We start from the raw sequence: 24,025 nt of genomic DNA, 5'->3' as shown, positions 1-24,025 counted from the left end.
AGCCGGCAACCAGCCGCGGCAAGCCACAATTCAAACAGCCGGGCTTCTTCTTCCGCTGTTGTCCCCGGCGGGAACGAATGCCATCTGTACAGCCTTGCTGAGGAAGACAACGCGATGAACGAAACCAGCCGTCACACCCATTGGGAGCAGGTCTACACCACCAAGGGCGAGCGCGAGGTCAGCTGGTTTCAGGAGAGCGCGGAGCCGTCGATGGAACTGCTTCGCGCGGCGGGCGCGAGCGCCGAGTCCCGCATCGTCGACATCGGAGGCGGTGCGTCCCGCCTCGTCGATACTTTGGTGCACGGCGGTTTTCGGCACGTGACCGTTCTGGACTTGTCGGAGGCGGCCCTGTCGATCGCGCGCGCAAGACTGGGAGCCCGCGCCGAGACCGTGCAATGGATCGCCGCCGATGTGACGCGATGGGAGCCCGCGCAAACGTTCGACGTCTGGCACGACCGCGCCGCCTTTCATTTTCTTACAGAGGATACCGACCGCACCGCTTACGTGGACAAGCTACGCCGCGCGATGAGATCCGGCGGGCATGTCATCCTCGGGACATTCGCGCTTGACGGCCCGGAACGCTGCAGCGGGCTGGCTGTGGTTCGCTACAGCGGAGAGACTTTGGCTGACACGCTTGGCGCGGACTTCCAGCTCCTCGGGACGATCTCTCATCTCCACACAACTCCGTGGGGTAGCCAGCAGAGTTTTCAGTTCAGCACGTTCCGCGCTGCCTGGAGCTGATTTGAACCTACCCGCCGAGGGTTTTACACCTGTGGTCGATGGTCATTTCAAAACGCAGCCGGGTTGCTGACCCGATATCAAATGCTGCAGACCGAAATTCATGATGCAGTGAAAAGAGAACGAACGAGCTTCTCGTAAGCGGCTAGCCAGCCTTTAGCAGCCGCGGCAGATGCTCTTGAGCCGGCGTGACAGCGCCTCGTCTTCCGGGCTTCTGCGTTCCATCGGCCCAGCAGGCGCTGGTTTCGCGGCTGCCTTCCTGGCTGCAAGCGCCTTGGCCTGCCGGTCGTAGCAGGCTTCCCGATCCGGCTTTGAATTAATGAAGCGACATTGCTCGACCGCCGCAAAGCTCTGCGTTGCGCCGCTTAGCGCGACCACCAAGACCGATGCTTGAAGGAGCTTCATCAAAGGACCCGCTGGTATGGGGACAAGAATTTTGACCGGCCATCGATCAAATCGCAAATCCCCTTGCAGGCAAAGCGGGGAAATTCCATCCGCGATGGACGAAGGCAATCAGCCGATCCGCCAAACGCCCTTATGGATATCGAACTTCACAAGGCCGTCGTCGCGCATCTTCAGCAGGAGCGACTGGCAGTCTTCTTGATTCTTGATGTTCACGCGCTTCATGACATCGAAGATCTTCAGCGGTTTTTCGCGAAGGGCGGCCAGTATCTTTTCCCGATCGGTCTGCATTTGTGGTGTCCTTGAATCCTTGTCGCCGGCGCTGCGTGTGGTGAAATTCCGCGCAAGACAGCGTCCTGTCTCGCAGCGTCCATTGAACATGGATGGACGACCCGGAATTCCGTCGCGTACCGCCGTGGCTATTTCGAGGTGCTGAGCAAGTGGTGCCGCCTATAGGATTCGAACCTACGACCCCCTCATTACGAATGAGGTGCTCTACCAGCTGAGCTAAGGCGGCGAAACGCGAGATACCGGTGTCCGCACCTGATACTGGCCACGGCCCCGCTTTGCAACATCGGCAGCGACCGCGAGGCGCTTTTCTGGCCTGCAATCAGGCCTTGCATTGAAACTACCAGCCAACTCCTAATCAACTGACAAGACGGGACAAAAAGCCCTTCCAGCCGCCGGCCTGCGCCTGTTCCGGCTTCACCGGATCGTCAAATTCCGGGTCCAGAACCTCGTCGGCGACGCCCGGATCGTCCGGCGCCCGCACAATCGGAATCACAGCCGGAATCCGCAGCCCATCGGGCTTCTCGATGTCGCGCCGCGGACGGAACACCGGCGGCGGCACATCATTCGTGGCGGATGAAGCCGCCGGTGCCTCGGCCGGCCGCACATCCGCAGCCGGGACAACGGGCGATGAGACGGTGGATACCACCACAGGTTGGTTGTCCTGCGATGCAGATGGCGCGGGCGGCAGCGCCGCAGCGGGCGGTGTTTCGGCCGGTGGCGTTTCAACCAGATTTGCCTCGATGGGCGCGGGCAGCGCAGGCTCATCCGCAATATGCGCATCGAGCACCGGCGTCTTCTCGGGTGGCAAGGCTGCAACCGGCGTCAGCCACTGGAACGCATCGAGACGGCCGGTCACCGGCGACACCGGCCGCCAGCGCTCGGACACATAACCATCGGCGGTCCATGCCGGATCGAGCGCGGCGCGCACCGCGCGCAGCATCCAGCTTCGCGCGCTGCCGCCGTCGCCATGCTCGGCGCGTTCAAGCTCGGCCATCAAAATCGCAACCCGCTGGGTCGGCGCATCGATGAAGGGTGCGAGCGCCTCGCGCGCGCGCGCAAATTCACCTGCGTCGATGGCCGCGCGCGCCACCGCGAGCGCGCCTTCGATATGTCCCGGTGCTTTCGCCGCGAGTTTCTCGACGCGACCTAGCCGATTGAGCGCGGAATCGCCGAGGCGCACATGGGCGTAAGCATCCGCCAGATCCGGATGCGGCTGCGCGGTCCACGCAGCCTCGATCGCCTGCATCGCGCGGCGGGTCTGGTTGTTCTCGCTGAGAAACTTTGCGGCGAGCGTCGCGGCGGGCACCAGCGTCGGTGCGAACTTCAGCGCTTCCATCGCGCTGGCGCGAGACTTGTCGCGGTCGCTCGTCTCAAGATCGAGCGCGCGCGCGGTCAGCAGCACGCCGCGCTGGCGCTTGTACGGCGCGGGATCGATCAGCCCCGCAGCGAGGTTGTTTTCAAGAATTGCCAGCGCGCCGTCCCAGTCGCCCTGACTGCAACGGAAACCAAGCACTGCCTGCGACGCCCATGCGGCGGCGGGCGCGGTCTTCAATGCTTCTTCGGCCAGCGCTACCGCGGCATATGCATCGTCACGGCGCTGCGCCTCGACGAACAAACCACGCAGGCCAAGCAGCCGCGTGTCCTTGCGTTCCGCCATCGCGTGAAAGGCGCGCTGCGCGCCATCGCGGTCACCGTGAAGCTGGGCTGTCTGCGCATGCAGCAGCATCGCCAGCGGGTCCTGATGCGCGAGACGTTTGGCGACGTCTGCGTGGCGGCGCGCGGCGAGATGATCGCCGGTGCCGATCGCGATCAGACCTTGCGTAATCGCATTGCGGCCTTTGGCCTGACGGCGCTCGCGGCGCAACCGGCGCACGCGCTCGGGCGCGTTGAGAAAGCTGCGGATGATCGCCCAGACCAGCATCGCCGCCAGCACCAGCAGCAGCACCGCCAGCACCAGCACCGGCAGCGACGTGTCGACGCGCCATACGCTCCATGACAGCGTCACATCGCCGGTCTGATCGGCAATCACGGCAGCGCCGAGCGCGACAACGCCGACCAGAAACAGAAACAGAATGATACGGATCATGAAGCTGCCTATCGCGCCTATTTCGAGATCGCGGTCAGTGTGTCCATCGTAAACTGCTCGGATGCCGCCAGCGCCTTGTCGCGCCCCTCGACCTTCGCGATCCACGGCCGCACCACGACGCGATCGGGCGCCGGCAGCAGCAGGAGCTCCCGCTTCGCCTCGTTCGGATCGCTGCGTTGCGCCGCGGCTGTTGCTCGCGCGATAATACCCGCAGCGCCGCTGGCCGCCGCATCGGTGCGCTGAATGCGCACCAATTTTGCGAGGCTTTGCTGAAGGCGCTCGATAATGCCGGACGGCGCGGGCTGCACTTCGGGCTTCGGTGCGAGTTGCGGCAGCAGCGCAAGCAATTCCTTGCTCAGTGTATCCGCATCGGGAATGCCGGTATTTGCGAAGGGAGCGAGCGACCGAAGCGCATCGGAATCGCCGGCGATAGACCGCGCGGCTGCAAGCTCGGACGCATAAGGCCCTCCGTAACGCATGGCCTTGTCGAGTTGCAGCAATGCGTCCAGCCTGCGCACCTTCGGATCTTCAGCAGGCGGTTGCGGAACTGGCGCTGCGGCCGCCGCACTCAGCGCCGCGGTGGCGCGTTCGATCTTGCCGAGGCGCTCCTCGATGGCCGACGTGTCGATCGCAGGCGCGGCTTGCGGCGCGCCCGTCATGACGCCTTGCGGCGGCGCGGATTTGATCTCGCTGATCGCAGCGGCAACCTTTTCGCCCTGGCCGCGCACAGCCGCGACCTCGCCGCGCAGCGAGGCCAGAGATTTCTCGACTGAATCGAGACGCGCGGTGATTGCGGGATCTGCAACCGGCCGGGGCGCGGGCACAGGCTTCGCCACATCCGCTTCGATTTTCGCGATCCGTGTGCCGAGCGCATCGACATCGGACTTGGTTGCGGTCGCCATCGCCGGCGGTGGCGGATCGAGCAGGCCTGCGAATTTCGCGCCGCCGAGAACAAGCAACGCCACCACGCCGCCCAGGATTGCGGACATGATCGCCGAGAACACCACGGACGATGCGCGCGATGGGGAGCGCGATGACTCCGCAGAGGATTCAGAAGCCGGATCGAGCGCCGGTTCACCGGAGGTCCCGGCAGCGCTTTCGGAATCCGCCGCAGCCGACGCGGTTGCGCCGGGTGTCCCGGGCGCATCGGACGCGCGGGGGCTCTCGGTCACATCCGTCGCCGCGAGATCGATGGTCGGCGGTTTCCGCTTGCCGCTATCGCCCCCCGGCAATGCGCCAGCCTTGTCCTGCTTGTCTTCATCCATTGAAACTATCCATCGGAACTCATTTCCTGTCGCGGCACACTAGCAGATTCTGCAGACGCTGCTTAAGTCGACGACGCTCTGGACGGCGCTTTCACGATCCTGTCCAGCGCGTCGAAAACGGCTGATTCGTCCGGCGTGCGCGCCGCCGCCACCTGCATCGCACCGGCCTCGCGCAAAATGCCCGCCACCGCATCGGAGATGCAGCATTGCGGCAAAGCCAAGGCCGAAATCTCGACGCCGTCCGCGCGGGCCGCATCGAGAAAGGCGCGTGCACTGCGCCGGGAATAATGCAGCACCGCTTCCACGCCGTCTGCGCGGAAGGCCTCGCTGATTCCGGCGGGGAAACCTGCCACCGGAACCATCCGGTAGGTCGTATGCGTCACCACCGTAAACCCGCGCGCGCCGAGATCGGCGGCAAGATCGTGCGCCAGATCCGCGCCCGCGAGATAACACAGCGTGGCGCCCTTCTTCAGTTTTCCGGATGTCACGTTCTTTGCGATGAGCGCGCTCAGCGCATGGGCGCCGGCCTTCGCGCTGATCACCTCGCCAAAGCCCGCGCCCCGCGCAGCCTCCGCCGAATGTTCGCCGACCGTGAAGGCCCGCAATCCCAACAGCCGCATCCGGGACGGATGGCTTTCGATGGCGCGGATCGCGTTGGCGCTGGTGATCACGACAGCGTCATAGGCCGCGTCGTCCTCTCCGTGAAACGCGATCGCCTCATAGCGCAGCATCGGCGACAGCAGCGCGTCATATCCGCGTGCGCGCAGGGCCGCCGCCGTCTTCTCGTTGTCGGGGGCCGGACGCGTCACAAGAATGGCCATTTACAGCGCTCCACAAATGTCAGCTAACCATAGCCCATCTCGCGATTTCACGTTATGAACCCCTTGAATGACGCCCGGTTGGCAGATGACGTTCTGGTCGCGCAAACTTTGGAAATACGCCCCAAAGGGAAACGCCGGATCGGCGGCCAATGCAAGGCCTGAAGCGCGGCGAAAACTGAAACACGGCAAGGACTGACATTGGCAATCGGCAAGCCGACACTGGTGCTGGGAATCGAAACCACCTGCGACGAGACCGCGGCCGCCGTGATCGAACGGCAGCCCGACGGATCGGGACGGATTTTGTCCAATATTGTGCGTTCGCAGATCGACGAGCACGCGCCGTTCGGCGGCGTCGTGCCCGAGATTGCCGCGCGCGCCCATGTCGACATGCTGGACGGCATCATTCGCGCCGCGATGAAGGAAGCCGGCGTCGGCTTCAGTGACCTGAGCGGCGTCGCCGCAGCAGCGGGCCCTGGCCTGATCGGCGGCGTCATTGTCGGATTGACGACCGCGAAGGCGATCGCGCTGGTGCACAACACGCCGCTGATCGCGGTCAATCATCTGGAAGCGCACGCGCTGACGCCACGCCTCACCGTGGCGCTGGCATTTCCCTACTGCCTGTTTCTCGCTTCGGGCGGCCACACCCAGATCGTTGCCGTGCTGGGCGTCGGACAATACGTCCGGCTCGGCACCACGGTCGATGACGCGATGGGCGAGGCATTCGACAAGGTCGCGAAAATGCTGGACCTGCCTTATCCCGGCGGGCCGCAGGTCGAACGCGCCGCAGCGCACGGAGATCCCACGCGCTTTGCATTTCCGCGCCCGATGATGGGACGCCCCGACGCGAATTTCTCGCTGTCCGGATTGAAGACCGCGGTGCGCAACGAAGCCTCGCGGCTGGTGCCGCTGGAGCCGCAGGATGTCAGCGACCTGTGCGCGGGATTTCAGGCCGCCGTGCTGGATCTCACCGCCGACCGCATCAGCGTCGGCTTGCGGCTGTTTCACGAACAGTTCGGACCGCCCCGCGCGCTGGTCGCCGCGGGCGGAGTCGCATCCAACCTCGCGATCCGCAATGCGTTGCATGATATCGCGGCCCGCGCGCAGACCATGCTGATCATACCGCCGCCTGCGCTGTGCACGGACAATGGCGCGATGATCGCATGGGCCGGCGCGGAACGGCTTGCGCTGAAGATGACCGACACTATGGAGTACGCGCCGCGCGCCCGCTGGCGTCTCGACGAGACGGCGACGACGCCTGCAAAGTTCGCCAACACACGGGCGCGACACTAATATGATGACTCATCAAACCATTTCCATTGTCGGCGCGGGCGCATGGGGCACCGCTTTGGCCAACGCCGCCGCGCGCGCCGGACGCGACGTCGTTCTCTGCGCGCGTGACCCGGCCATCGCGGACACGATTTCGCGGACGCGCGAAAATCCGAAACTGCCGGGCATCCAGCTTGCGAAGGCGATCACCGTCACCAGCGATCTCGCGCAGGCCGGCAAGGCGAGCGCCGTGCTGCTGGTCACGCCCGCGCAGAGTCTCCGGCAGGCCGCAATTTCGCTCGCGCCGCATCTTGCGCCGGATACGCCTGTTATCGTCTGCGCCAAGGGCATCGAGCGCGGCACCCACAAATTCATGACCGAGATCGTCGCCGAGGTCGCACTGCGCTCGGTGCCCGCGATTCTGTCGGGACCGAGTTTCGACGTGGATGTCGCGCGCGGACTGCCGACCGCGGTCACGCTCGCAACCGGCAACGAGGCGTTGGCGAAAGCGCTGGTGCAGGCGCTTGGGTCCGCGACGTTCCGGCCCTATCACTCGACCGATGTGCGCGGCGTCGAGATCGGCGGCGCGGCCAAGAACGTGCTGGCGATCGCAGCGGGTATTGTTGCGGGCAAGAAGCTCGGTGCATCGGCGCTGGCGGCGCTGACCACACGCGGGTTTGCCGAATTGATGCGGCTCGGCCTCGCCTGCGGCGCACGCGCCGAAACCATCGCCGGATTGTCAGGCCTTGGTGACCTGCTGCTATCGTGCTCGAGCACGCAGTCGCGCAACTTTTCCCATGGCATCGCACTTGGAAGAGGCGAGACGCCGCCGCGCGGCAAGCTGGTCGAAGGCGAATTCACCGCACCCGTGCTCATTGAACTTGCAGCCGAGAAGCATATCGAAATGCCGGTGGCGAATGCGGTGGCGGCCGTGCTCGGCGGCGCGCTGACCGTCGATGAAGCGATCGAGATGCTGCTGACGCGGCCGTTCCGGTCCGAAGGATAAACAGGAAGCGACAATGAATTACTGGCTCGTGAAATCCGAACCGTCCACCTGGTCTTGGGATCAGCAGGTCGCCAAAGGCGCCAAGGGCGAAGCCTGGACCGGCGTGCGCAACCACACCGCCAAGCTCAACATGATGAAGATGAAGAAAGGCGACCGCGCCTTCTTCTACCATTCCAACGAAGGCAAGGAGATCGTCGGCATTGTCGAGATCGTGCGCGAGCACTATCCCGACCCGACCGACAAGACGGAAAAATTCGTCTGCGTCGACATCGCCGCCGACAAGCCGCTGAAAAAACCGGTCACGCTCGACACCATCAAGACCGACAAGAAGCTGGCCGGGATGGACCTTGTGAAATACTCGCGGCTGTCGGTGCAGAGCGTGAAGCCGGATGAATGGAAACTGATCTGCAAGATGGGCGGGGTTTGAAACCCGACACGCCCACGATCCCCGACAAGGACGCTTTCATCCGCGCCAACACGCGGCTGCTTGCCGTGCCGCTGACGCCGGACATTGTTTTGTATCTGGCCGACGAGGCCGTGCCGCTCTGGCACAAGACCGAAGAGGAGATCGGCGAGGCCGGGTTGCCGCCGCCATTCTGGGCCTTCGCATGGGCCGGCGGCCAGGCGCTGGCGCGTTATGTGCTCGACAATGCAAGTCTGGTGCGCGGCAAATCGGTGCTCGACCTCGCCTCGGGCTCTGGTCTTGTGGGAATCGCGGCCATGAGGGCGGGCGCTTCATCCGTGACGGTCGCCGACATCGACGGATTTGCTTGTGCGGCGGCGGCGCTCAATGCCGCGGCGAACGGCGTGACGCTGTCGGCCTGCCAGGACGACCTGCTCGCAGGCCAGAGCCACGAAACATGGGACGTGATTCTGGCGGGCGATATTTTCTACGAGCGCGACACCGCGCAGCGCGCGTTCGATTTCTTGTCCGCCCATGCGGCACGCGGCATGGCGGTCCTGATCGGCGACCCCGGCCGCAGCTATTTGCCCCGCGACAAATTGCGCCGGATCGCCGACTACAGCGTGCCGGTGACCCGCGACCTCGAAGATACTGAAATCAAGCAGACCGCGGTCTGGCAATTGCTGTGATCTGGAATACCAAGATCCAGACATGCCGGATTCGCACGTCAAAAATTCAGCCGGTTGGAATCTTGCAGTGCGAAGTCCGACAAAAGTCCTAATTACCTGAGCTTGTCCACGCTGTATGCAAAAGCGCATAATAGCAAAAACAAGAACAAACCCGCTCGCATGACGCGACGCGAACGCCGGCGCTGGAGGAAGTGAGAAGTCATGTCCGACAAGATTTACAACGTATCCGCTGAGTGGGCGAAACGCGCCTTTATCGATGAGGCCAAGTATCGCGACATGTATGCGCGATCAGTGAAGGACCCCAACGGGTTCTGGGGCGACGAGGCCCGGAAGCGGCTCGGCTGGATCAAGCCTTTCACCAAGGTCGAAAACGTCTCCTTCGCGCCGGGCAACATTTCGATCAAATGGTTCGAGGATGGCGAACTGAACGCCGCCTGGAATTGCATCGATCGCCATCTCGACAAGCGCGGCGATCAGGTCGCGATCATCTGGGAAGGCGACGATCCATCGGAATCGAAAAAGATCACATATCGCGAATTGCACGACGAAGTCTGCAAGATGGCGAACATCCTGCGGCTTCGCAACGTCGCCAAGGGCGACCGCGTCACCATCTACATGCCGATGATTCCGGAAGCCGCCTACGCGATGCTGGCCTGCGCGCGCATCGGCGCGATTCACTCCGTGGTGTTCGGCGGTTTCTCGCCCGACTCTCTCGCGCAACGCATCACCGATTGTAAATCGCGGGTGATCATCACCGCCGACGAAGGCCTGCGCGGCGGCAAGAAGGTCCCGCTGAAGGCCAACGTGGATGCGGCCATTGCCAAGACCGGCAACGTCGATCACGTCATCGTCGTGAAGCGGACCGGCGGCAAGATCGACATGAACCCGGTGCGCGACGTCTGGTATCACGAAGCCGCCGACATGGTGACGAGCGAATGTCCGGTGGAGCACATGAACGCGGAAGATCCGCTATTCATTCTCTACACTTCGGGCTCGACCGGCCAGCCGAAGGGCGTGCTGCACACCACCGGCGGCTATCTGCTGTTCGCGTCGATGACACACCAATACGTGTTCGATTATCACGAGGGCGACATCTACTGGTGCACGGCGGACGTCGGCTGGGTCACCGGCCACAGCTACATTCTCTACGGACCGCTCGCCAACGGCGCGACCACGCTGATGTTCGAAGGTGTTCCGAATTACCCGGACAACTCGCGGTTCTGGAACGTCATCGACAAGCACAAGGTCAACATCTTCTACACCGCGCCGACCGCGATCCGCGCGCTGATGCAGGGTGGCGATGAGCCGGTGAAGAAGACCTCGCGCGCGTCGTTGCGCCTGCTGGGTTCGGTCGGCGAGCCGATCAATCCCGAAGCGTGGGAATGGTACCATCGCGTGGTCGGCGACGACCGCTGCCCGATTGTCGATACCTGGTGGCAAACCGAGACCGGCGGCATTCTGATTACGCCGCTGCCCGGCGCGATCGCACAGAAGCCGGGATCGGCGACCAAGCCGTTCTTCGGCGTGGCGCCCGAGATCGTCGACGCCGACGGCAAGGTGCTCGACGGCGAATGCAGCGGCAATCTCTGCATCGCCAAATCGTGGCCGGGCCAGATGCGCACGGTCTATGGCGACCACGCGCGGTTCGAGCAGACCTACTTCTCGACCTACAAGAACAAATACTTTACCGGCGACGGCTGCCGCCGCGATGCGGACGGCTATTACTGGATCACCGGCCGAGTCGACGACGTCATCAACGTATCGGGTCATCGCATGGGCACGGCGGAAGTCGAAAGCTCGCTGGTGGCGCATGACGCGGTGTCGGAAGCCGCTGTGGTCGGCTATCCGCACGACATCAAGGGCCAGGGCATTTACGCCTATGTGACCTTGATGAAAGGCGTCGAACCGACGGAGACGCTGCGCAAGGAACTGGTGGCATGGGTGCGCAAGGACATCGGTCCGATCGCCTCGCCGGATCTCATTCAGTTTGCGCCCGGTCTGCCGAAAACGCGCTCGGGCAAGATCATGCGCCGTATCCTGCGCAAGATCGCGGAAGACGAATCCGGCTCGCTCGGCGACACCTCGACGCTGGCCGATCCCGCCGTGGTCGATGATCTGGTCCATAACCGGCAGAACAAGAAGGCCACTGCCTGAGGCTGTGCCGGCCCCTGATACTCTGCGTCATGGCCGGGCTTGTCCCGGCCATGTCCGTTCCGGCCAACTCCGTCTTTCCTTCCGACGACTTTGCGACGTGGGAGCCGCGACACTGGCAAGTGCAAGCGACGCCGTTCTTCGAACCGCTATGCCCGGTATGACGAGTGTGCCGACGATGCCCGTGATCTCATTCCGGACTTTTGCCGGCACCGGGCGCTCACGCAAATGTCACCTGCCACGGCCTGTTTGGGCCGGGGTGTTGTTTCCCGGGCATTTACTTTGCCGCCGGAATTTTCTTTTTATCAGCACGTGATCCGCGCTTTGGACGAGACGGAAAGGTGCTGTTGAGGCCTTTCCTTCAAGGTCTTGCCTTCGCGGTGCTGCGCCTAAAGCGCTGCCCTCAAGGCGGCGTGACGAATTCGGCCAAAGGTTCCACGCTCCGGAGACCTGCGGCGCTCAGACATTTTGGTTTGGAGGTTGTGATGTTGCGTCAATTGGCGACGGCTCTCGCAGTCACGATGGCGGTTGGTTTTTCCGGCACAGCGGCGCAGGCGCGCCCCGATCTGGTAGCGTCGCCCGCCGGCTATTCGCCCGGAACCATCGTGGTGAAAACCAACGAGCGCAAACTGTATCTCGTGCTCGGCGAAGGTCGCGCCGTGCGCTATCCGGTCGGCGTCGGCAAGGCCGGGAAGCAATGGGCCGGCACAACCCGCATCGACGGCAAGTATCGGCAGCCTGCATGGTCGCCGCCCGCGGACGTGAAGCGCGACAACCCGAGCATTCCCGATGTGATCCCCGGCGGCTCGCCGTCGAACCCGATGGGCGTCGCTGCGATGACACTCGAAGGCGGCGAATACGCCATTCACGGCACCAATCGCCCGAACTCGGTCGGCGGCTATGTCTCCTACGGTTGCGTGCGGATGTACAATCAGGACATCACTGACTTGTTTGAGCGCGTCAATGTCGGCACGCCGGTGGTCGTCACCTCGCGGTAATCGTCCAACTCTCTGAATGCGAAAAGCCGCGCCTGTGCGCGGCTTTTTTGTTTCGTCATCGCGCCGCCGTCGCACACCAGCCGCCGCGTTTTCCGCCTTGATAGTGTCGCGCATGACCCGACGCGAGCAGCGCCGCTGAGATGCTCGGCGTGCGGCGCGTCGCAGCATCGGCCACCACGCGGCCGTTGTATTTATCGGGACCGATATTGAAGATCGCGACATCGCCGTCGGCGAGCAACGCGCGCAACGCTTCACTTGCAGTTTCCGCCATCCGCAGTTCTTCCGCGCACGCGCCTTTCATTTCCGGCGCGTCGATGCCGCGCAGGCGCACCCGCGTCACCATTTCAAGTCCGGGCCACAGATGCACCCGCGCCTCGAAGGTGTCGCCATCGACCACGCGCACCACCTCGACGGCATGGCGCACGCCCGGATTGCCGTCGCGGCTCCATGTCGTCGGCAAAGCGGGCGGCGGTGAATTCGGGACGGCGACGTCTGCGGGCGCAGTGGCCGGCCGGACCGGGGATGAATTCCAGGGAAAATGACCCCGCGCCGGGATCAGGGTTCCGGCGGCAAGACCCAGAACGAAGACCACGCCGAACAGCCACGGCGGAGAAGCGGACGCCATATGCCGCGCCGGGCGATGAAGGGGCCGATCTAGGAACATATGCCTAGATTAAGGCAAATGTTCCTGATCCCGCAAGCGGAGATGTGGCTGATCCGTATTCCTGCGTAGATCCCGAAACCGGAATTCTAGAAATCCGACGCGATTCCCTTGTTTTCCCAATCGCCGTAGCGGGTCGGTTCCAGTCCCTTCGGACCCTGCACTTCGGCCGGGCTTTGGCTGGCTTGCGTTTTGGCTCGCCGTTCCTCGGCCTCGGCAAGCGCACGTTGCGCTTGTGGCGACAGCGGCTTGCGCACGGCGACCAGGTCGGCATCGACAGAATTGGAATGAGACGGGTTATCATTCATGGCTGACACTCCCGGATGGTCAGAGCCGAAATTCCAATCTAGATAGACCGGGCTTTCGATCAAGACCCGTGGACACGCCGTATCACGCCGCGAGCGGGTTGTATGTGAAGTGGCTTACATTTTCCGGGATGTTTTAGACAGGGCGATTCAGAGACGACACAATTCTTACATTTGGCATATTCGCGTGCCATCTCTCGCCCTGACGGTGACGCCGCCGTATTTGTCGCCCGTGTTGTCCTGCCAGCGATTGTTTTTCACGCATGAAGCCATCGAGATTTGTCCCGCCCACCGAGGTGCCCGGCCTCGCAGCGCGCAGGATAGCGGCCGATATTCTCGACGGCGTGTTGCAGAAACACCGGATGCTCGACGACCAGCTCGACGGCGCGGGCGCGCATCCCGGTCTGAAAACACTCTCCGATCGCGACCGCGCGCTGATGCGCCGGCTGGTTGCAACCATTTTGCGCCGGCTCGGCACGCTCGGCCATGTCCTGTCGCGGCTGCTCGATCGCGGCATTCCCAGCGACGCGCCGCGCGCGCAGAGCGCATTGCTGATCGGCGCCGCGCAAATCCTGTGGATGGATGTTCCGGACCATGCGGCCGTCGATCTGTCGGTGCGCCTTGTGCAGGCAGACCGGCGCGCCGCGAAATATGCCGGCCTCGTCAACGCGGTGCTGCGGCGCTGTGCGCGCGAAGGCCAGCCGCTGATCGACGAAGTGAAATCCCAGATGCTCGACCTGCCGCCGTGGCTGGTGGCGCGATGGATCGCGGCTTACGGCGAAGACGCCACCCGCGCCATGGCCGCCGCCATCAGCGTCGAGCCGGCGCTCGATCTCACGGTGAAATCGGATTCCGGCGGCTGGGCCACGCGCCTGCACGGCGAGACACTGGTGACGGGCTCGGTGCGGACGCTGCTGCACGGATCGGTCACCATGCTTCCCGGATTCAGTGACGGCGAATGGTGGGTGCAGGACGCCGCCGCCGCCATACCGGCCCGGCTGTTCGGTGACATCAAAGACAAGTCCATTGCCGATCTCTGCGCCGCGCCCGGCGGCAAGACCGCGCAACTTGTTCACGCCGGCGCGCGGGTGACGGCGGTCGACCGTTCGCCCAATCGCGTCGCGCGGCTGAAGGACAATCTGTCGCGCCTTGGCCTGACGGCCGAGACTGCCGTCGCCGACGCGACCGAGTGGCAACCTGAGGGCGAATTGTTCGACGGCATTCTGATCGACGCGCCCTGCGCTGCGACCGGAACCATCCGGCGGCACCCCGATGTGGCCTGGCTGAAGCAGGAAGCGGACATCGGCACGCTTTCGGCGCTGCAAAAGCGCCTGCTGCAAAAAGCCGTCGCGCTGCTGAAACCCGGCGGGACTCTGGTGTACTGCACCTGTTCGCTGGAGCCGGAGGAAGGCGAACAGGCGGTCGCAAGCCTGCTCGCTGCCGAATCGGGAATGCGCCGCGTTCCGGTCGGCCGGGACGAAGTCGCGGGACTCGATGAAATTCTGACGGCAGAGGGCGATATCCGCACATTGCCCTCCCATCTCGCCCACGACGATCCGCGCCTTGGCGGGCTCGACGGCTTCTACGCGGCGCGCCTGGTCAAATCCTGATCCCATCACCCATGCGGGTGATTCGCGGCAAGCCATGAAAAGGTTTGCAGCGCCTTCCCCTGCGTCAATGGGGTGTTTTATCGGCGTTTCCGGATTACAAGAGAGCGCGGAGATTCCTTTGCGGCGCGGCGCGTTGCGCGCATGCACGGCTTTCGGGAAGGAATCCTCCGGTTCATGGGGAACGATCACGTTCGGCGGCGGGCAATTTCCGATTCGGCCAGCGGGATCAGGACAGGGCGCACGTGGCGGTCGCTTATCGAAGACGTATTTCGTCCCTTCTGCTTGGCCGCGCGGCCCGGTCCGTGCTCGCGCGCGCCAGCGGCAAATCGGTTGCGCTGTCACGGTTCTGGCCCGGCCGCACCGACCGGCTGCTGATCGCACCGAACGACCTGCGCACCGTCGACGCCACCCGCGCCTCCGAAATCTACGCCGGACGTTTCGTGTTCGCAGGCAAGATCGTCACGTCGCACGGACGATCCATTTTTGAACTCGATCCGCCGTCGGAAGACTGGGAAGCGAACCTGCTCGGCTTCGGCTGGCTGCGCCATCTGCGCGCCGCGGATTCCGCCATCACCCGCGCCAACGCCCGCTCGCTGATCGACGACTGGATTTCTCGCCCGATCCGCAAGCGCGGCGTCGGCTGGCGCGCCGACGTGCTGGCGCGGCGCGTGATCTCGCTGCTGTCGCAGGCGCCTCTGGTGCTGAACGACGCCGACGGAAAATTCTACCGGCGCTTCCTGCGCAGTCTCACGCGCGAGATTCGCTATCTGCGCTACACGATGGTGGACATTCCGGACGGCGTGCCGCGCCTCCAGGTTCTGATCGCGCTGTGTTACGCCTCGCTGTGCCTCGCCAATCAGGCCAAACACATCCGCACCTCGTCGCGCAAACTCTCCGAGGAATTGCAGCGGCAATTGCTGCCGGACGGCGGACACATCTCGCGCAATCCGGGCGCACTGATCGAACTGCTGCCCGATCTGTTGCCGCTGCGTCAGACCTATGCCGCGCGAAATATCGCGCCGCCGCCGGCGCTTCTGAACGCCATCGACCGCATGATGCCGATGCTGCGCTTCTTCCGTCACGGCGACGGCTCCTTCGCGCTGTTCAACGGGATGAGCAGCGCGCCGTCGGGACTGCTGGCGACACTGCTTGCCTATGACGACACCCACGGCACGCCGATGTCGAACATGCCGCACAGCGGCTTCCAGCGTCTCGATGGCGGCGCCACCGCCGTGATTGTCGACACCGGGGCGCCGCCACCGGCAGCGGTGAGCCGGGACGCCCATGCGGGCTGTCTGTCCTTCGAATTGTCGTCCGGCACCAGCCGCATCGTCGTCAACTGCGGCATCCCCGCCACCGGGCGCGATAACTGGCGCACGTTTGCGCGCAGCACCGCGGCGCATTCGACGCTGATCTGTCACGACACCTCGTCGTGCCAGTTCATCGAACTTCCCGCGATGAAACGAATGCTGCAAGGCTCACCCATCGTCGGCGGCCCCTCGAACGTCGGCGCGTTTCGCGAGGCGGCCAATGACGGCATTACGCTGACGACATCCCACGACGCCTACGCAAAACAATTCGGCGTCGTGCATCAGCGCACCTTGATGCTGTCCGCCGACGGCGGGCGGCTCGAAGGCGAAGACACGCTGCTGAATGCGTCCGGCTTCTCGACGCGCAGCAAGCCTGACGATTACGTGCTGCGGTTTCATCTGCATCCGTCCGTCAAGGCCAGCCGCCTCAGCGACGCCCGCGGCGTGATGCTGGTCCTGCCCAATCGCGATGCATGGACGTTCGAGGCGCTGAACGACAAGGTCGACCTCGAGGACAGCGTATTTCTGGCCGGATCCGACGGACCCCGCCGCACCGCCCAGATCGTGATCCGCCAGAACCGGAAGGATTCGCCGAGCATCCGCTGGAGCTTCACCCGCTCCTCGGCGTCGGCCACCGTGACCAATGCCCGCCGCGACGCCCGCCGCGAGCCGGAACTGCCGCTGTAGGCATTGCCTCGTCCGTTGCAAAATGTCCGTGGATTGGAGGTTTTGCCGGGCTCCAAACCATGCTACCCGGCGGTCAACACCGACCCAAACCAGGACTTGATTATGGCTGACCATCCGCGTCGCGTCGCGCGCGCCCTGCTTTCCGTGTCCGACAAATCCGGGCTGATCGAATTCGCCCGCGCGCTGGCCGGCAGCGGCGTCGAACTCGTCTCCACCGGCGGCACCGCGCGGGCCATCGCCGACGCCGGTTTGAAGGTGCGGGACGTCTCGGACCTGACGGGCTTCCCCGAGATGATGGACGGCCGGGTCAAGACACTGCATCCGAACGTGCATGGTGGGCTGCTGGCGATCCGGGACAACGCCGATCACGCCCGCAGCATGAAGGATCACGGCATCGCGCCGATCGATCTCCTGGTGGTCAATCTCTATCCGTTCGAGGCGACCGTCGACAAAGGCGCGTCCGAGGACGATTGCATCGAGAACATCGACATCGGCGGGCCGGCGATGATCCGCGCTGCGGCGAAGAACCATCATGACGTCGCCGTCGTCGTAGAGCCGTCGGATTACCAGACCGTGCTGGACGAACTGGCCGCCCATAACGGCGCGACCACGCTCGCCTTGCGCAAGCGGCTGGCGGCCAAGGCCTATGCGCGCACTGCGGCCTATGACGCAGCGATCTCGAACTGGTTCGCGGTTCAACTCAAGACCGATGCGCCGGATTATCGCGCCATCGGCGGGCGATTGATTCAGGCGCTGCGCTACGGCGAGAATCCGCATCAGCATGCGTCGTTCTACAAGACGCCCGACCGCCGGCCCGGCGTTGCGACCGCACGGCAGCTGCAAGGCAAGGAGCTGTCCTACAACAACATCAACGACACCGATGCCGCCTACGAGTGCATCGCGGAGTTCGATGCGAAACGAACCGCAGCCTGCGTCATCGTCAAGCACGCCAATCCCTGCGGCGTCGCGGAGGGTGCCGATCTCGCCAGCGCCTATCGCAAGGCGCTCGCTTGTGATTCAACGTCAGCTTACGGCGGAATCATCGCGTTCAATCGCACGCTCGATGCGGAAGCCGCCAATGCGGTGGCAGGCATCTTCACCGAGGTCATTATCGCACCGGATGCGACGGACGAAGCCATCGCCATCATCGGCAAGCGGAAGAATTTGCGCCTGCTGCTGGCCGGCGGCCTGCCGGATCCGCGCGCCGCTGGATTGACGGCGAAGACCGTCGCCGGCGGTCTCCTGATCCAGAGCCGCGACAACGCGGTGGTCGACGACATGACGTTCAGGACCGTGACCAAGCGCGCACCCACCGACGCCGAGCTGAACGATCTGCGCTTCGCGTTCCGCGTCGCCAAGCATGTGAAGTCCAACACCATCATCTACGCGAAAGACCTCGCCACCGTCGGCATCGGCGCAGGCCAGATGAGCCGCGTGGATTCCGCGCGCATCGCCGCGCGCAAGGCCGAGGACGCCGCGAAGGAACTTGGACTGGCCGCACCGATGACCAAGGGCTCGGTGGTGGCGTCCGATGCATTCTTCCCGTTCGCCGATGGATTGCTGGTGGCGATCGAAGCCGGCGCGACTGCGGTGGTTCAGCCCGGCGGTTCGATGCGCGACAATGAAGTGATCGAGGCCGCCGACGCACATGGCATCGCCATGGTTCTCACCGGCGTGCGCCACTTCAAGCACTGATTGACTGCTGGCTAAGCCCGCACGCGCGACAGCAGCACAAGTCCGGCTGCGAAGAACACCACCAGCACGGCCATGCCGGCCTTCTGGCTCATGGTCACCGCGGTCACGATGCTGACCACGAGCGGCGCCATGAACGACGTGACCTTGCCGGACAGTGCGAACAGCCCGAAGTGCTGCGTGATGCGATCCGGCGGCGCGAGACGGATCAGCAGCGTGCGCGACGCGGCCTGTAGCGGGCCCGCGGCCATGCCGATCAGGAAGCCCAGCGCCATATAGGCCTGCTCGGCGGGCGCAGCGAACAGTTTGCCGCCCGGCACCGGCGGCGCCACCTTGAACACGAAGAACAGCGTGTCGCGGTCGATCGATAGGATCGCGATGATCGCGCTCACCAGAATCAGCATGCTGCCCATGATGACGCGCTTCGGGCCGAACCAGTCGTCGAGCTTGCCGCCGAGCCACGCGCCGATGGTGCCGGAAAACGCCAGCAGGATTCCGAACGTGCCGATCTGCAATGTCTGCCAGCCGAAGGTGCCCGCGGCGTAGATGCCACCGAATGCGAACAGCGCCACCAGCGCGTCTGTGTAGACCATGTTGGCGATCAGGAATGTCAGCATCACCGGCCGCTGCGGCAGCGTCGAGAGCGTTTCGCGCAATTCGCGAAGACCTTCACGCACCGCGCCGAGTGCGGGCTTTTTCGGCGCGCGATCCGGTGTGAACAGAAACATCGGCAGCACGAACACGATAAACCATAGTCCGCTCAGAGGTCCGGTGATGCGGTCGCCCTCATGCGTCGCCGGATCGAGTCCGAATAGCGGTGTGAAGCCGAACAGCGTGCGGCCGGTCGCGCCGCTCGCGGCGAGAAATCCGAGCACCAGCACAAGGCTTAGAATGCCGCCGACATATCCGGTGGCCCAGCCTGTGCCCGACAAGCGCCCGATGCGATCCGGCGGCACCAGCGTCGGCATCATCGCATTGTTGAACACGGTGGCGAATTCAATTCCGATGGTGGCGATGCCGAATGCGATCAGCAGCGGCAGGATTACCGTCTGATCACCGGGCTTGCCGATCCACATGACCGATGCGCCGATGACGAACACCGCGCCGAACGCGGCGATCCACGGTTTGCGGCGGCCTCCGGCGTCGGCAATCGCGCCGAGCACGGGTGACATCAGCGCAATCACCAGTCCGGCGGCGGCGGTTGCGAATCCCCACATCGACTGTCCGCTGGCGGGCGACGACGCGACATGGGTCGCGAAATAAGGCGCGAACACAAATGTGGTGATCAGACTGAAATAAGGCTGGGCCGCCCAGTCGAACATGACCCAGCCGACAATCGCCGAGCGCGGCGGATAGGTCTGCGGTGGCGCGTCCGCCTGCACCTCGTTCGCGTGCATCGCGTTCGCGTGACTGTCATGCGCTGGAATTGCTTGAGCCATGATCGAAATTCCTGCCGAATCAGCCCTGAAGATACCCGTGATCGCTGCAAAACCTTATAGTGCGGCGATCCAATTGCCATGGCGTTTTAGCTTAGGGTGCGGTTTGCCGGAGAAGTTTATGACCTCGTTTACCAAGCACTGCGCTCGCGTCTCTGTTTTTGTCGCGATCGGCCTTCTGGTCGCGCCCGCCATCGCGCAGGATTCAAGGCACGGCTATTACACACCGCCCGCGCTCGATGCCGTGCGCCCGGTTGCCGCAAAAAACGGCATGGTGGTCGCGCAGGAGCGGATCGCGGCGGAAATCGGCCGCGACGTTCTGGCTCGCGGCGGCGATGCGGTGGATGCCGCGGTCGCGACCGGATTCGCGATGGCCGTCACTTATCCACGCGCCGGAAATCTCGGCGGCGGCGGCTTCATGATGATTCATCTGGCGAACAGCAATCAAACCGTCGCTATCGATTATCGGGAGAGCGCGCCCGCGGCCGCCACCCGCGACATGTTTCTCGGCGAGGACGGCAAGCCCGATACGAAAAAATCCCGCGATCAGGCGCTCGGCATCGGCATTCCCGGCACGGTGGCGGGATTGTCGCTGGCGCTGGAGAAGTACGGCTCCGGAAAATTCAAGCTCGCCGATCTGCTCCCGCCCGCGATCAAGCTTGCGCGCGACGGCTTCGTGATCGCCGACGACACCGCCGACACGCTGCCGGACTGGCACCGCCGGCTGGCGAAATGGCCGGCCAGCGCGAAAATTTTCTCGCGCGCCGACGGCACGTCGCTGCAGCCGGGCGACCGGCTGGTGCAGAGCGATCTTGCCTTGACACTCGAAGCCATCGCCGCGCATGGCACAGGCGGATTCTACGATGGCCCGGTGGCCGAGAAACTGGTGGCGGGCATTCGCGGCACCGGCGGCATCATCACGCATGAAGACCTGAAATCCTACCAGCCGGTGATCCGCGCGCCGATGCGCGGCACCTATCGCGGCTACGATATTGTGTCGATGCCGTTGCCGTCCTCGGGCGGCACGGTGCTGATCGAGACGCTGAACATTCTCGAAGGCTACAAACTGCGCGAGATGGGCGCAGGTTCGGTGGACGCGCTGCACGCCTCGATTGAAGCGATGAAGCGCGCCTATGCCGACCGCGCGCGCTATCTCGGCGACCCCGCCTTTGTCAGCGCGCCCATGCTGCAACTGATCTCGAAGGATTACGCCGCGAAGCAGCGCGCCTCCATCGACATGGCGAAGGCCACGCCCTGGACCGACGCGCTGTCGGCGGTGCCGCCACGTGAAGGCAGCAACACCACGCATTTCTCGGTGGTGGACAAAGACGGCAACGCGGTCAGCAACACCTACACGCTGAACTTCAGTTACGGCGTCGGCCTTGTCGCGGACGGCACGGGTGTGTTGCTCAACAACGAGCTCGACGATTTCACCGCGGCACCTGGCGCTTCGAACGCCTATGGTCTTGTGGGCTTTGAAGCGAACCTGCCCGGCCCCGGCAAGCGCCCGCTGTCGTCGATGTCGCCCACGATCGTCCTCAAGGACGGCAAGCCGGTTCTGGTAACGGGCTCGCCCGGCGGCAGCCGCATCATCTCGGCGGTGCTTCAGGTCATCGTCAACGCCATCGACTTCGACATGAACGTTGCGGCTGCGGTGTCCGCGCCCCGGCTGCATCATCAATGGCTGCCCGATGAAGTGCGCGTCGAACAAGGCTTTCCGGACGCCACGCTCGCCGCGTTGCGCGCCAAGGGCCACCGCGTCATCGCGCCGCTCGGACAGACCTCGGCCAATTCCATCGCGGTGACATCCGATGGCCTGCTCGGCGCGCCCGATCCCCGCACGCGCGGCGCGGAGGCGGCCGGATATTAGAGTCATTCGACCGTGCATTCCCTCATTTGCCTGATGACAGGTAAAATGATCCGCGTACAATTTGTCGCGCCATAAAGAGCCTGAAGCTCTGTGCGATGCGGCGAGCGCGGAGCGTCAAACAAGGCCGCGGATTTGGGAGCATCCATGACGAACGTTCAGCGATCCGGGGCGATTGAAGCCGCGCCCATCGAAGACACCAGCCTTCTTGCCTTCTATCGCGACATGAATGTGCCCGAGCGGCGCACGTTCTGGGCCTGCACCGCGGGCTGGACGCTCGACGGCATGGATTTCATGATCTATCCGCTGGTGATCGGCACCATCATCACGATGTGGAAGGTCGATCCCGGGACCGCGGGCCTTGCCGGCACGGTGACGTTGCTTGCCTCCGCCATCGGTGGCTGGCTCGCCGGTTATCTCTGCGACCGCATCGGCCGCGTGAAGACGCTGCAAATCACCATCATCTGGTTTTCGTTTTTCTCGCTGGTCTGCGCCTTTGTGCAGAATTTCGATCAGCTTCTGGTGGCGCGCGCCCTGCTGGGTCTCGGGTTCGGCGGCGAGTGGGCTGCCGGCGCGGTGCTGATGGGCGAAGTCATCCGGCCGCAATATCGCGGGCGCGCGGTGGGTTCGGTGCAATCCGGATGGGCGATCGGCTGGGGCCTCGCCGTGCTGTCGCAGGCCATCATGTTCACGCTGCTGCCGCCGGAAGAAGCATGGCGCTGGATGTTCGCCATCGGCGCGCTGCCGGCTATTCTTGTGTTCTTCCTCCGCCGCTATGTGGAAGAACCGAAGATCGCGGCTGAAACGCTCGCGAAACAGAAAGTCTCCGGCGACAGGCCTGCGCTCTGGGAAATCTTCTCCGGCCCCATCGCCAAGACCACGATCCTCGCCTCGCTGGCGGCGACCGGATGTCAGGGCGGCTACTACGCGATCACCTTCTGGGTGCCGCGTTTTCTCACCACCGAACGCAAGTTGTCGATCGTGGGTTCGACCGGCTATCTCGCCACGCTCATCATCGGCTCGTTCATCGGTTATCTGGTCGGCGCATGGCTTGCCGACCGCATCGGGCGGCGCAACCTGTTCCTGACCTTCTCGCTCGGAGCCATCGCGCTCATCCTGGTCTACACGCAAGTGCCGCTGACCAACGAAGTGCTGTGGCTGCTCGGCTTCCCGCTCGGTTTCTTCGCATCGGGATATTTCTCCGGCATGGGCGCGTTCCTGACCGAGCTTTATCCAACGCGGTTGCGCGGATCGGGACAGGGCTTCTGCTACAACTTCGGGCGCGGCATCGGTGCGCTGTTCCCGTTCCTGGTCGGCTGGCTCTCGACCTCGACGTCGCTCGGAAATGCAATCTGCATTTTCGCCGTGCTGGCTTATGGGCTGTTCTTCCTGGCGGCATTCGCGCTGCCCGAAACCCGCGGCAGGATTCTTCACGCTGATGCCTGAGTCACATCCAAACCAGACAGAGGCTCCGGCATGTCCGGGGCCTCTGCCGTCTCAACGCCTGCCCGCGCGGTTCAAAGTGCCGCGCGGCGCGGTCGACACTCACTGCCATGTCATCGGGCTGCCGCCGGATTACCCGTTCATGCCGGGGCGCAGCTACACACCGCCCGCAGCGAGCGCGCGCGATTACATCGCCATGCTGGACGCGACCGGCATGACCTACGGCGTACTCACGCAAGTCAGCGTTCACGGCACCGATAATCGCCTGATGGTGGAGACCCTGCGCGCGCATCGTCAGCGCCTGCGCGGCATCGCGGTGATCCCGCTGGATTGCTCCGAGCGCGAGAAGATCGCGCTGAAAGACGCGGGCGTCGCCGGTCTGCGCATGAATGTTCTTTACGGCGGCGGCGGAGTCGATTTCTCGCAGATCGAAAATTATGGCGCGCTGTGCCGCGACATGGGCTGGCATCTGCAATTTCTGCTGGATGCGCGCGAACTGCCCGCACTCGCGCCCCGCCTGGCAAAACTGCCGGTGCCGTTTCTGGTCGATCACATCGGACACTTTCCGACCTCTGCCGGTGTGGACAATGAAGGCTTCAAGACGCTCGTCTCATTGGTGCGCGACGGCGCGTGGGTGAGATTGTCCGGCGCGTATCGCAACACCGTCGAAGGCCCGCCCTATCGCGACACTATTCCCTTCGCGCACAAGGTGGTCGAAGCCGCGCCGGATCGTTGCGTGTGGGGATCGGACTGGCCGCATGTGGCCAACTGGGGCGTGATGATGGGCGTCGCGGATCTGCTCGATCTGCTGGCCGACTGGGTGCCGGACGATAAGCTCCGCAACCGGATTCTGGTCGACAACCCGCAGCGGCTGTTCGGATTTCCGGCGGTCGCGTGA

The 24,025-nt window shown here is 64.1% G+C and carries 21 protein-coding genes and 1 tRNA gene; 13 read left to right on the top strand and 9 right to left on the bottom strand.

Annotated elements, in window-relative coordinates; genetic code table 11:
* Positions 1–114: 114 nt before the first annotated feature.
* Entirely contained in the window at positions 115–741 is a 627-nt protein-coding gene (locus tag AC07UB_RS11475; RefSeq protein WP_492792729.1) for a class I SAM-dependent methyltransferase, read from the top strand.
* Positions 742–894: 153 nt separating this feature from the next.
* Here the strand turns inward: AC07UB_RS11475 and AC07UB_RS11470 are convergent, their stop codons facing one another.
* The 6 genes from AC07UB_RS11470 to AC07UB_RS11445 all read right to left on the bottom strand — a co-directional run bounded on the left by AC07UB_RS11470 (position 895) and on the right by AC07UB_RS11445 (position 5,603).
* Positions 895–1,143: a hypothetical protein gene (locus AC07UB_RS11470; RefSeq protein WP_492791382.1), complete on the bottom strand. Its 249-nt coding sequence runs from the start codon at positions 1,141–1,143 to the stop codon at positions 895–897.
* A 108-nt stretch (positions 1,144–1,251) separates the two neighbouring features.
* Complete coding sequence (locus AC07UB_RS11465; RefSeq protein ID WP_492791383.1) at positions 1,252–1,431, bottom strand: hypothetical protein; 180 nt, start codon at positions 1,429–1,431, stop codon at positions 1,252–1,254.
* A 150-nt stretch (positions 1,432–1,581) separates the two neighbouring features.
* A tRNA-Thr gene (locus AC07UB_RS11460) sits at positions 1,582–1,657 on the bottom strand.
* 129 nt (positions 1,658–1,786) lie between these two features.
* A complete protein-coding gene (locus AC07UB_RS11455; protein WP_492791384.1) occupies positions 1,787–3,517 on the bottom strand; it encodes a heme biosynthesis protein HemY in 1,731 nt (576 codons plus the stop codon).
* Positions 3,518–3,534: 17 nt separating this feature from the next.
* Positions 3,535–4,782 carry a COG4223 family protein gene (locus tag AC07UB_RS11450; protein ID WP_492791385.1) on the bottom strand — a complete coding sequence of 416 codons (1,248 nt, stop codon included), beginning with the start codon at positions 4,780–4,782 and terminating at the stop codon, positions 3,535–3,537.
* 62 nt (positions 4,783–4,844) lie between these two features.
* Entirely contained in the window at positions 4,845–5,603 is a 759-nt protein-coding gene (locus tag AC07UB_RS11445; RefSeq protein WP_492791386.1) for a uroporphyrinogen-III synthase, read from the bottom strand.
* Positions 5,604–5,807: 204 nt separating this feature from the next.
* Between AC07UB_RS11445 and tsaD the strand changes: the two genes are divergently transcribed.
* The 6 genes from tsaD (at position 5,808) to AC07UB_RS11415 (ending at position 12,116) form a co-directional block, all read left to right on the top strand.
* Entirely contained in the window at positions 5,808–6,893 is a 1,086-nt protein-coding gene (gene tsaD / locus AC07UB_RS11440) for a tRNA (adenosine(37)-N6)-threonylcarbamoyltransferase complex transferase subunit TsaD (protein WP_492792730.1), read from the top strand.
* A gap of 1 nt (position 6,894) precedes the next feature.
* Positions 6,895–7,875 carry an NAD(P)H-dependent glycerol-3-phosphate dehydrogenase gene (locus tag AC07UB_RS11435; RefSeq protein WP_492791387.1) on the top strand — a complete coding sequence of 327 codons (981 nt, stop codon included), beginning with the start codon at positions 6,895–6,897 and terminating at the stop codon, positions 7,873–7,875.
* Between the two features lie 13 nt (positions 7,876–7,888).
* Complete coding sequence (locus AC07UB_RS11430; protein WP_492791388.1) at positions 7,889–8,302, top strand: EVE domain-containing protein; 414 nt, start codon at positions 7,889–7,891, stop codon at positions 8,300–8,302.
* Positions 8,269–8,967 carry a class I SAM-dependent methyltransferase gene (locus AC07UB_RS11425; protein WP_494653066.1) on the top strand — a complete coding sequence of 233 codons (699 nt, stop codon included), beginning with the start codon at positions 8,269–8,271 and terminating at the stop codon, positions 8,965–8,967. The genes AC07UB_RS11430 and AC07UB_RS11425 overlap by 34 nt, the downstream gene beginning before the upstream one ends.
* 201 nt (positions 8,968–9,168) lie before the next feature.
* Complete coding sequence (acs, locus tag AC07UB_RS11420; RefSeq protein ID WP_492791390.1) at positions 9,169–11,121, top strand: acetate--CoA ligase; 1,953 nt, start codon at positions 9,169–9,171, stop codon at positions 11,119–11,121.
* A gap of 482 nt (positions 11,122–11,603) precedes the next feature.
* The gene (locus tag AC07UB_RS11415) at positions 11,604–12,116 is read left to right on the top strand and encodes a L,D-transpeptidase (protein WP_492791391.1); all 513 of its coding nucleotides are present in this window, start codon (positions 11,604–11,606) and stop codon (positions 12,114–12,116) included.
* Between the two features lie 55 nt (positions 12,117–12,171).
* Here the strand turns inward: AC07UB_RS11415 and AC07UB_RS11410 are convergent, their stop codons facing one another.
* Both AC07UB_RS11410 and AC07UB_RS11405 read right to left on the bottom strand, forming a co-directional pair.
* Complete coding sequence (locus tag AC07UB_RS11410; RefSeq protein WP_494653064.1) at positions 12,172–12,741, bottom strand: thermonuclease family protein; 570 nt, start codon at positions 12,739–12,741, stop codon at positions 12,172–12,174.
* Positions 12,742–12,866: 125 nt separating this feature from the next.
* Positions 12,867–13,085 carry a DUF1674 domain-containing protein gene (locus tag AC07UB_RS11405; protein WP_492792731.1) on the bottom strand — a complete coding sequence of 73 codons (219 nt, stop codon included), beginning with the start codon at positions 13,083–13,085 and terminating at the stop codon, positions 12,867–12,869.
* A 260-nt stretch (positions 13,086–13,345) separates the two neighbouring features.
* Here AC07UB_RS11405 and AC07UB_RS11400 point away from each other — a divergent pair, with 260 nt between their 5' ends.
* The 3 genes from AC07UB_RS11400 (at position 13,346) to purH (ending at position 18,384) form a co-directional block, all read left to right on the top strand.
* Positions 13,346–14,692 (top strand): RsmB/NOP family class I SAM-dependent RNA methyltransferase, encoded by a 1,347-nt coding sequence (locus tag AC07UB_RS11400; RefSeq protein WP_494653062.1) that lies wholly within the window; start codon positions 13,346–13,348, stop codon positions 14,690–14,692.
* Between the two features lie 242 nt (positions 14,693–14,934).
* Positions 14,935–16,689: a heparinase II/III family protein gene (locus AC07UB_RS11395; protein WP_494653060.1), complete on the top strand. Its 1,755-nt coding sequence runs from the start codon at positions 14,935–14,937 to the stop codon at positions 16,687–16,689.
* A 102-nt stretch (positions 16,690–16,791) separates the two neighbouring features.
* On the top strand, positions 16,792–18,384 hold the full coding sequence (purH, locus tag AC07UB_RS11390) for a bifunctional phosphoribosylaminoimidazolecarboxamide formyltransferase/IMP cyclohydrolase (protein ID WP_492791395.1): 1,593 nt from the start codon (positions 16,792–16,794) through the stop codon (positions 18,382–18,384).
* 11 nt (positions 18,385–18,395) lie between these two features.
* On the opposite strand, the gene AC07UB_RS11385 is transcribed toward purH, so the two are convergent.
* Positions 18,396–19,778, bottom strand: a complete 1,383-nt coding sequence (locus tag AC07UB_RS11385) for an MFS transporter (protein WP_492792732.1) — start codon at positions 19,776–19,778, stop codon at positions 18,396–18,398.
* A gap of 160 nt (positions 19,779–19,938) precedes the next feature.
* Here AC07UB_RS11385 and ggt point away from each other — a divergent pair, with 160 nt between their 5' ends.
* The 3 genes from ggt (at position 19,939) to AC07UB_RS11370 (ending at position 24,025) form a co-directional block, all read left to right on the top strand.
* Positions 19,939–21,687 (top strand): gamma-glutamyltransferase, encoded by a 1,749-nt coding sequence (gene ggt, locus AC07UB_RS11380; RefSeq protein ID WP_494653058.1) that lies wholly within the window; start codon positions 19,939–19,941, stop codon positions 21,685–21,687.
* A 144-nt stretch (positions 21,688–21,831) separates the two neighbouring features.
* Positions 21,832–23,130: an MFS transporter gene (locus tag AC07UB_RS11375; protein WP_494653056.1), complete on the top strand. Its 1,299-nt coding sequence runs from the start codon at positions 21,832–21,834 to the stop codon at positions 23,128–23,130.
* A complete protein-coding gene (locus tag AC07UB_RS11370; protein WP_494653054.1) occupies positions 23,123–24,025 on the top strand; it encodes an amidohydrolase family protein in 903 nt (300 codons plus the stop codon). Before AC07UB_RS11375 ends, AC07UB_RS11370 begins: the two co-directional genes overlap by 8 nt.

The organism is Afipia sp. GW821-FHT04G03, from assembly GCF_059419985.1.
The sequence above is the reverse complement of the archived record's forward strand: the minus strand, read 5'-3'. Positions and strand labels throughout refer to the sequence as shown.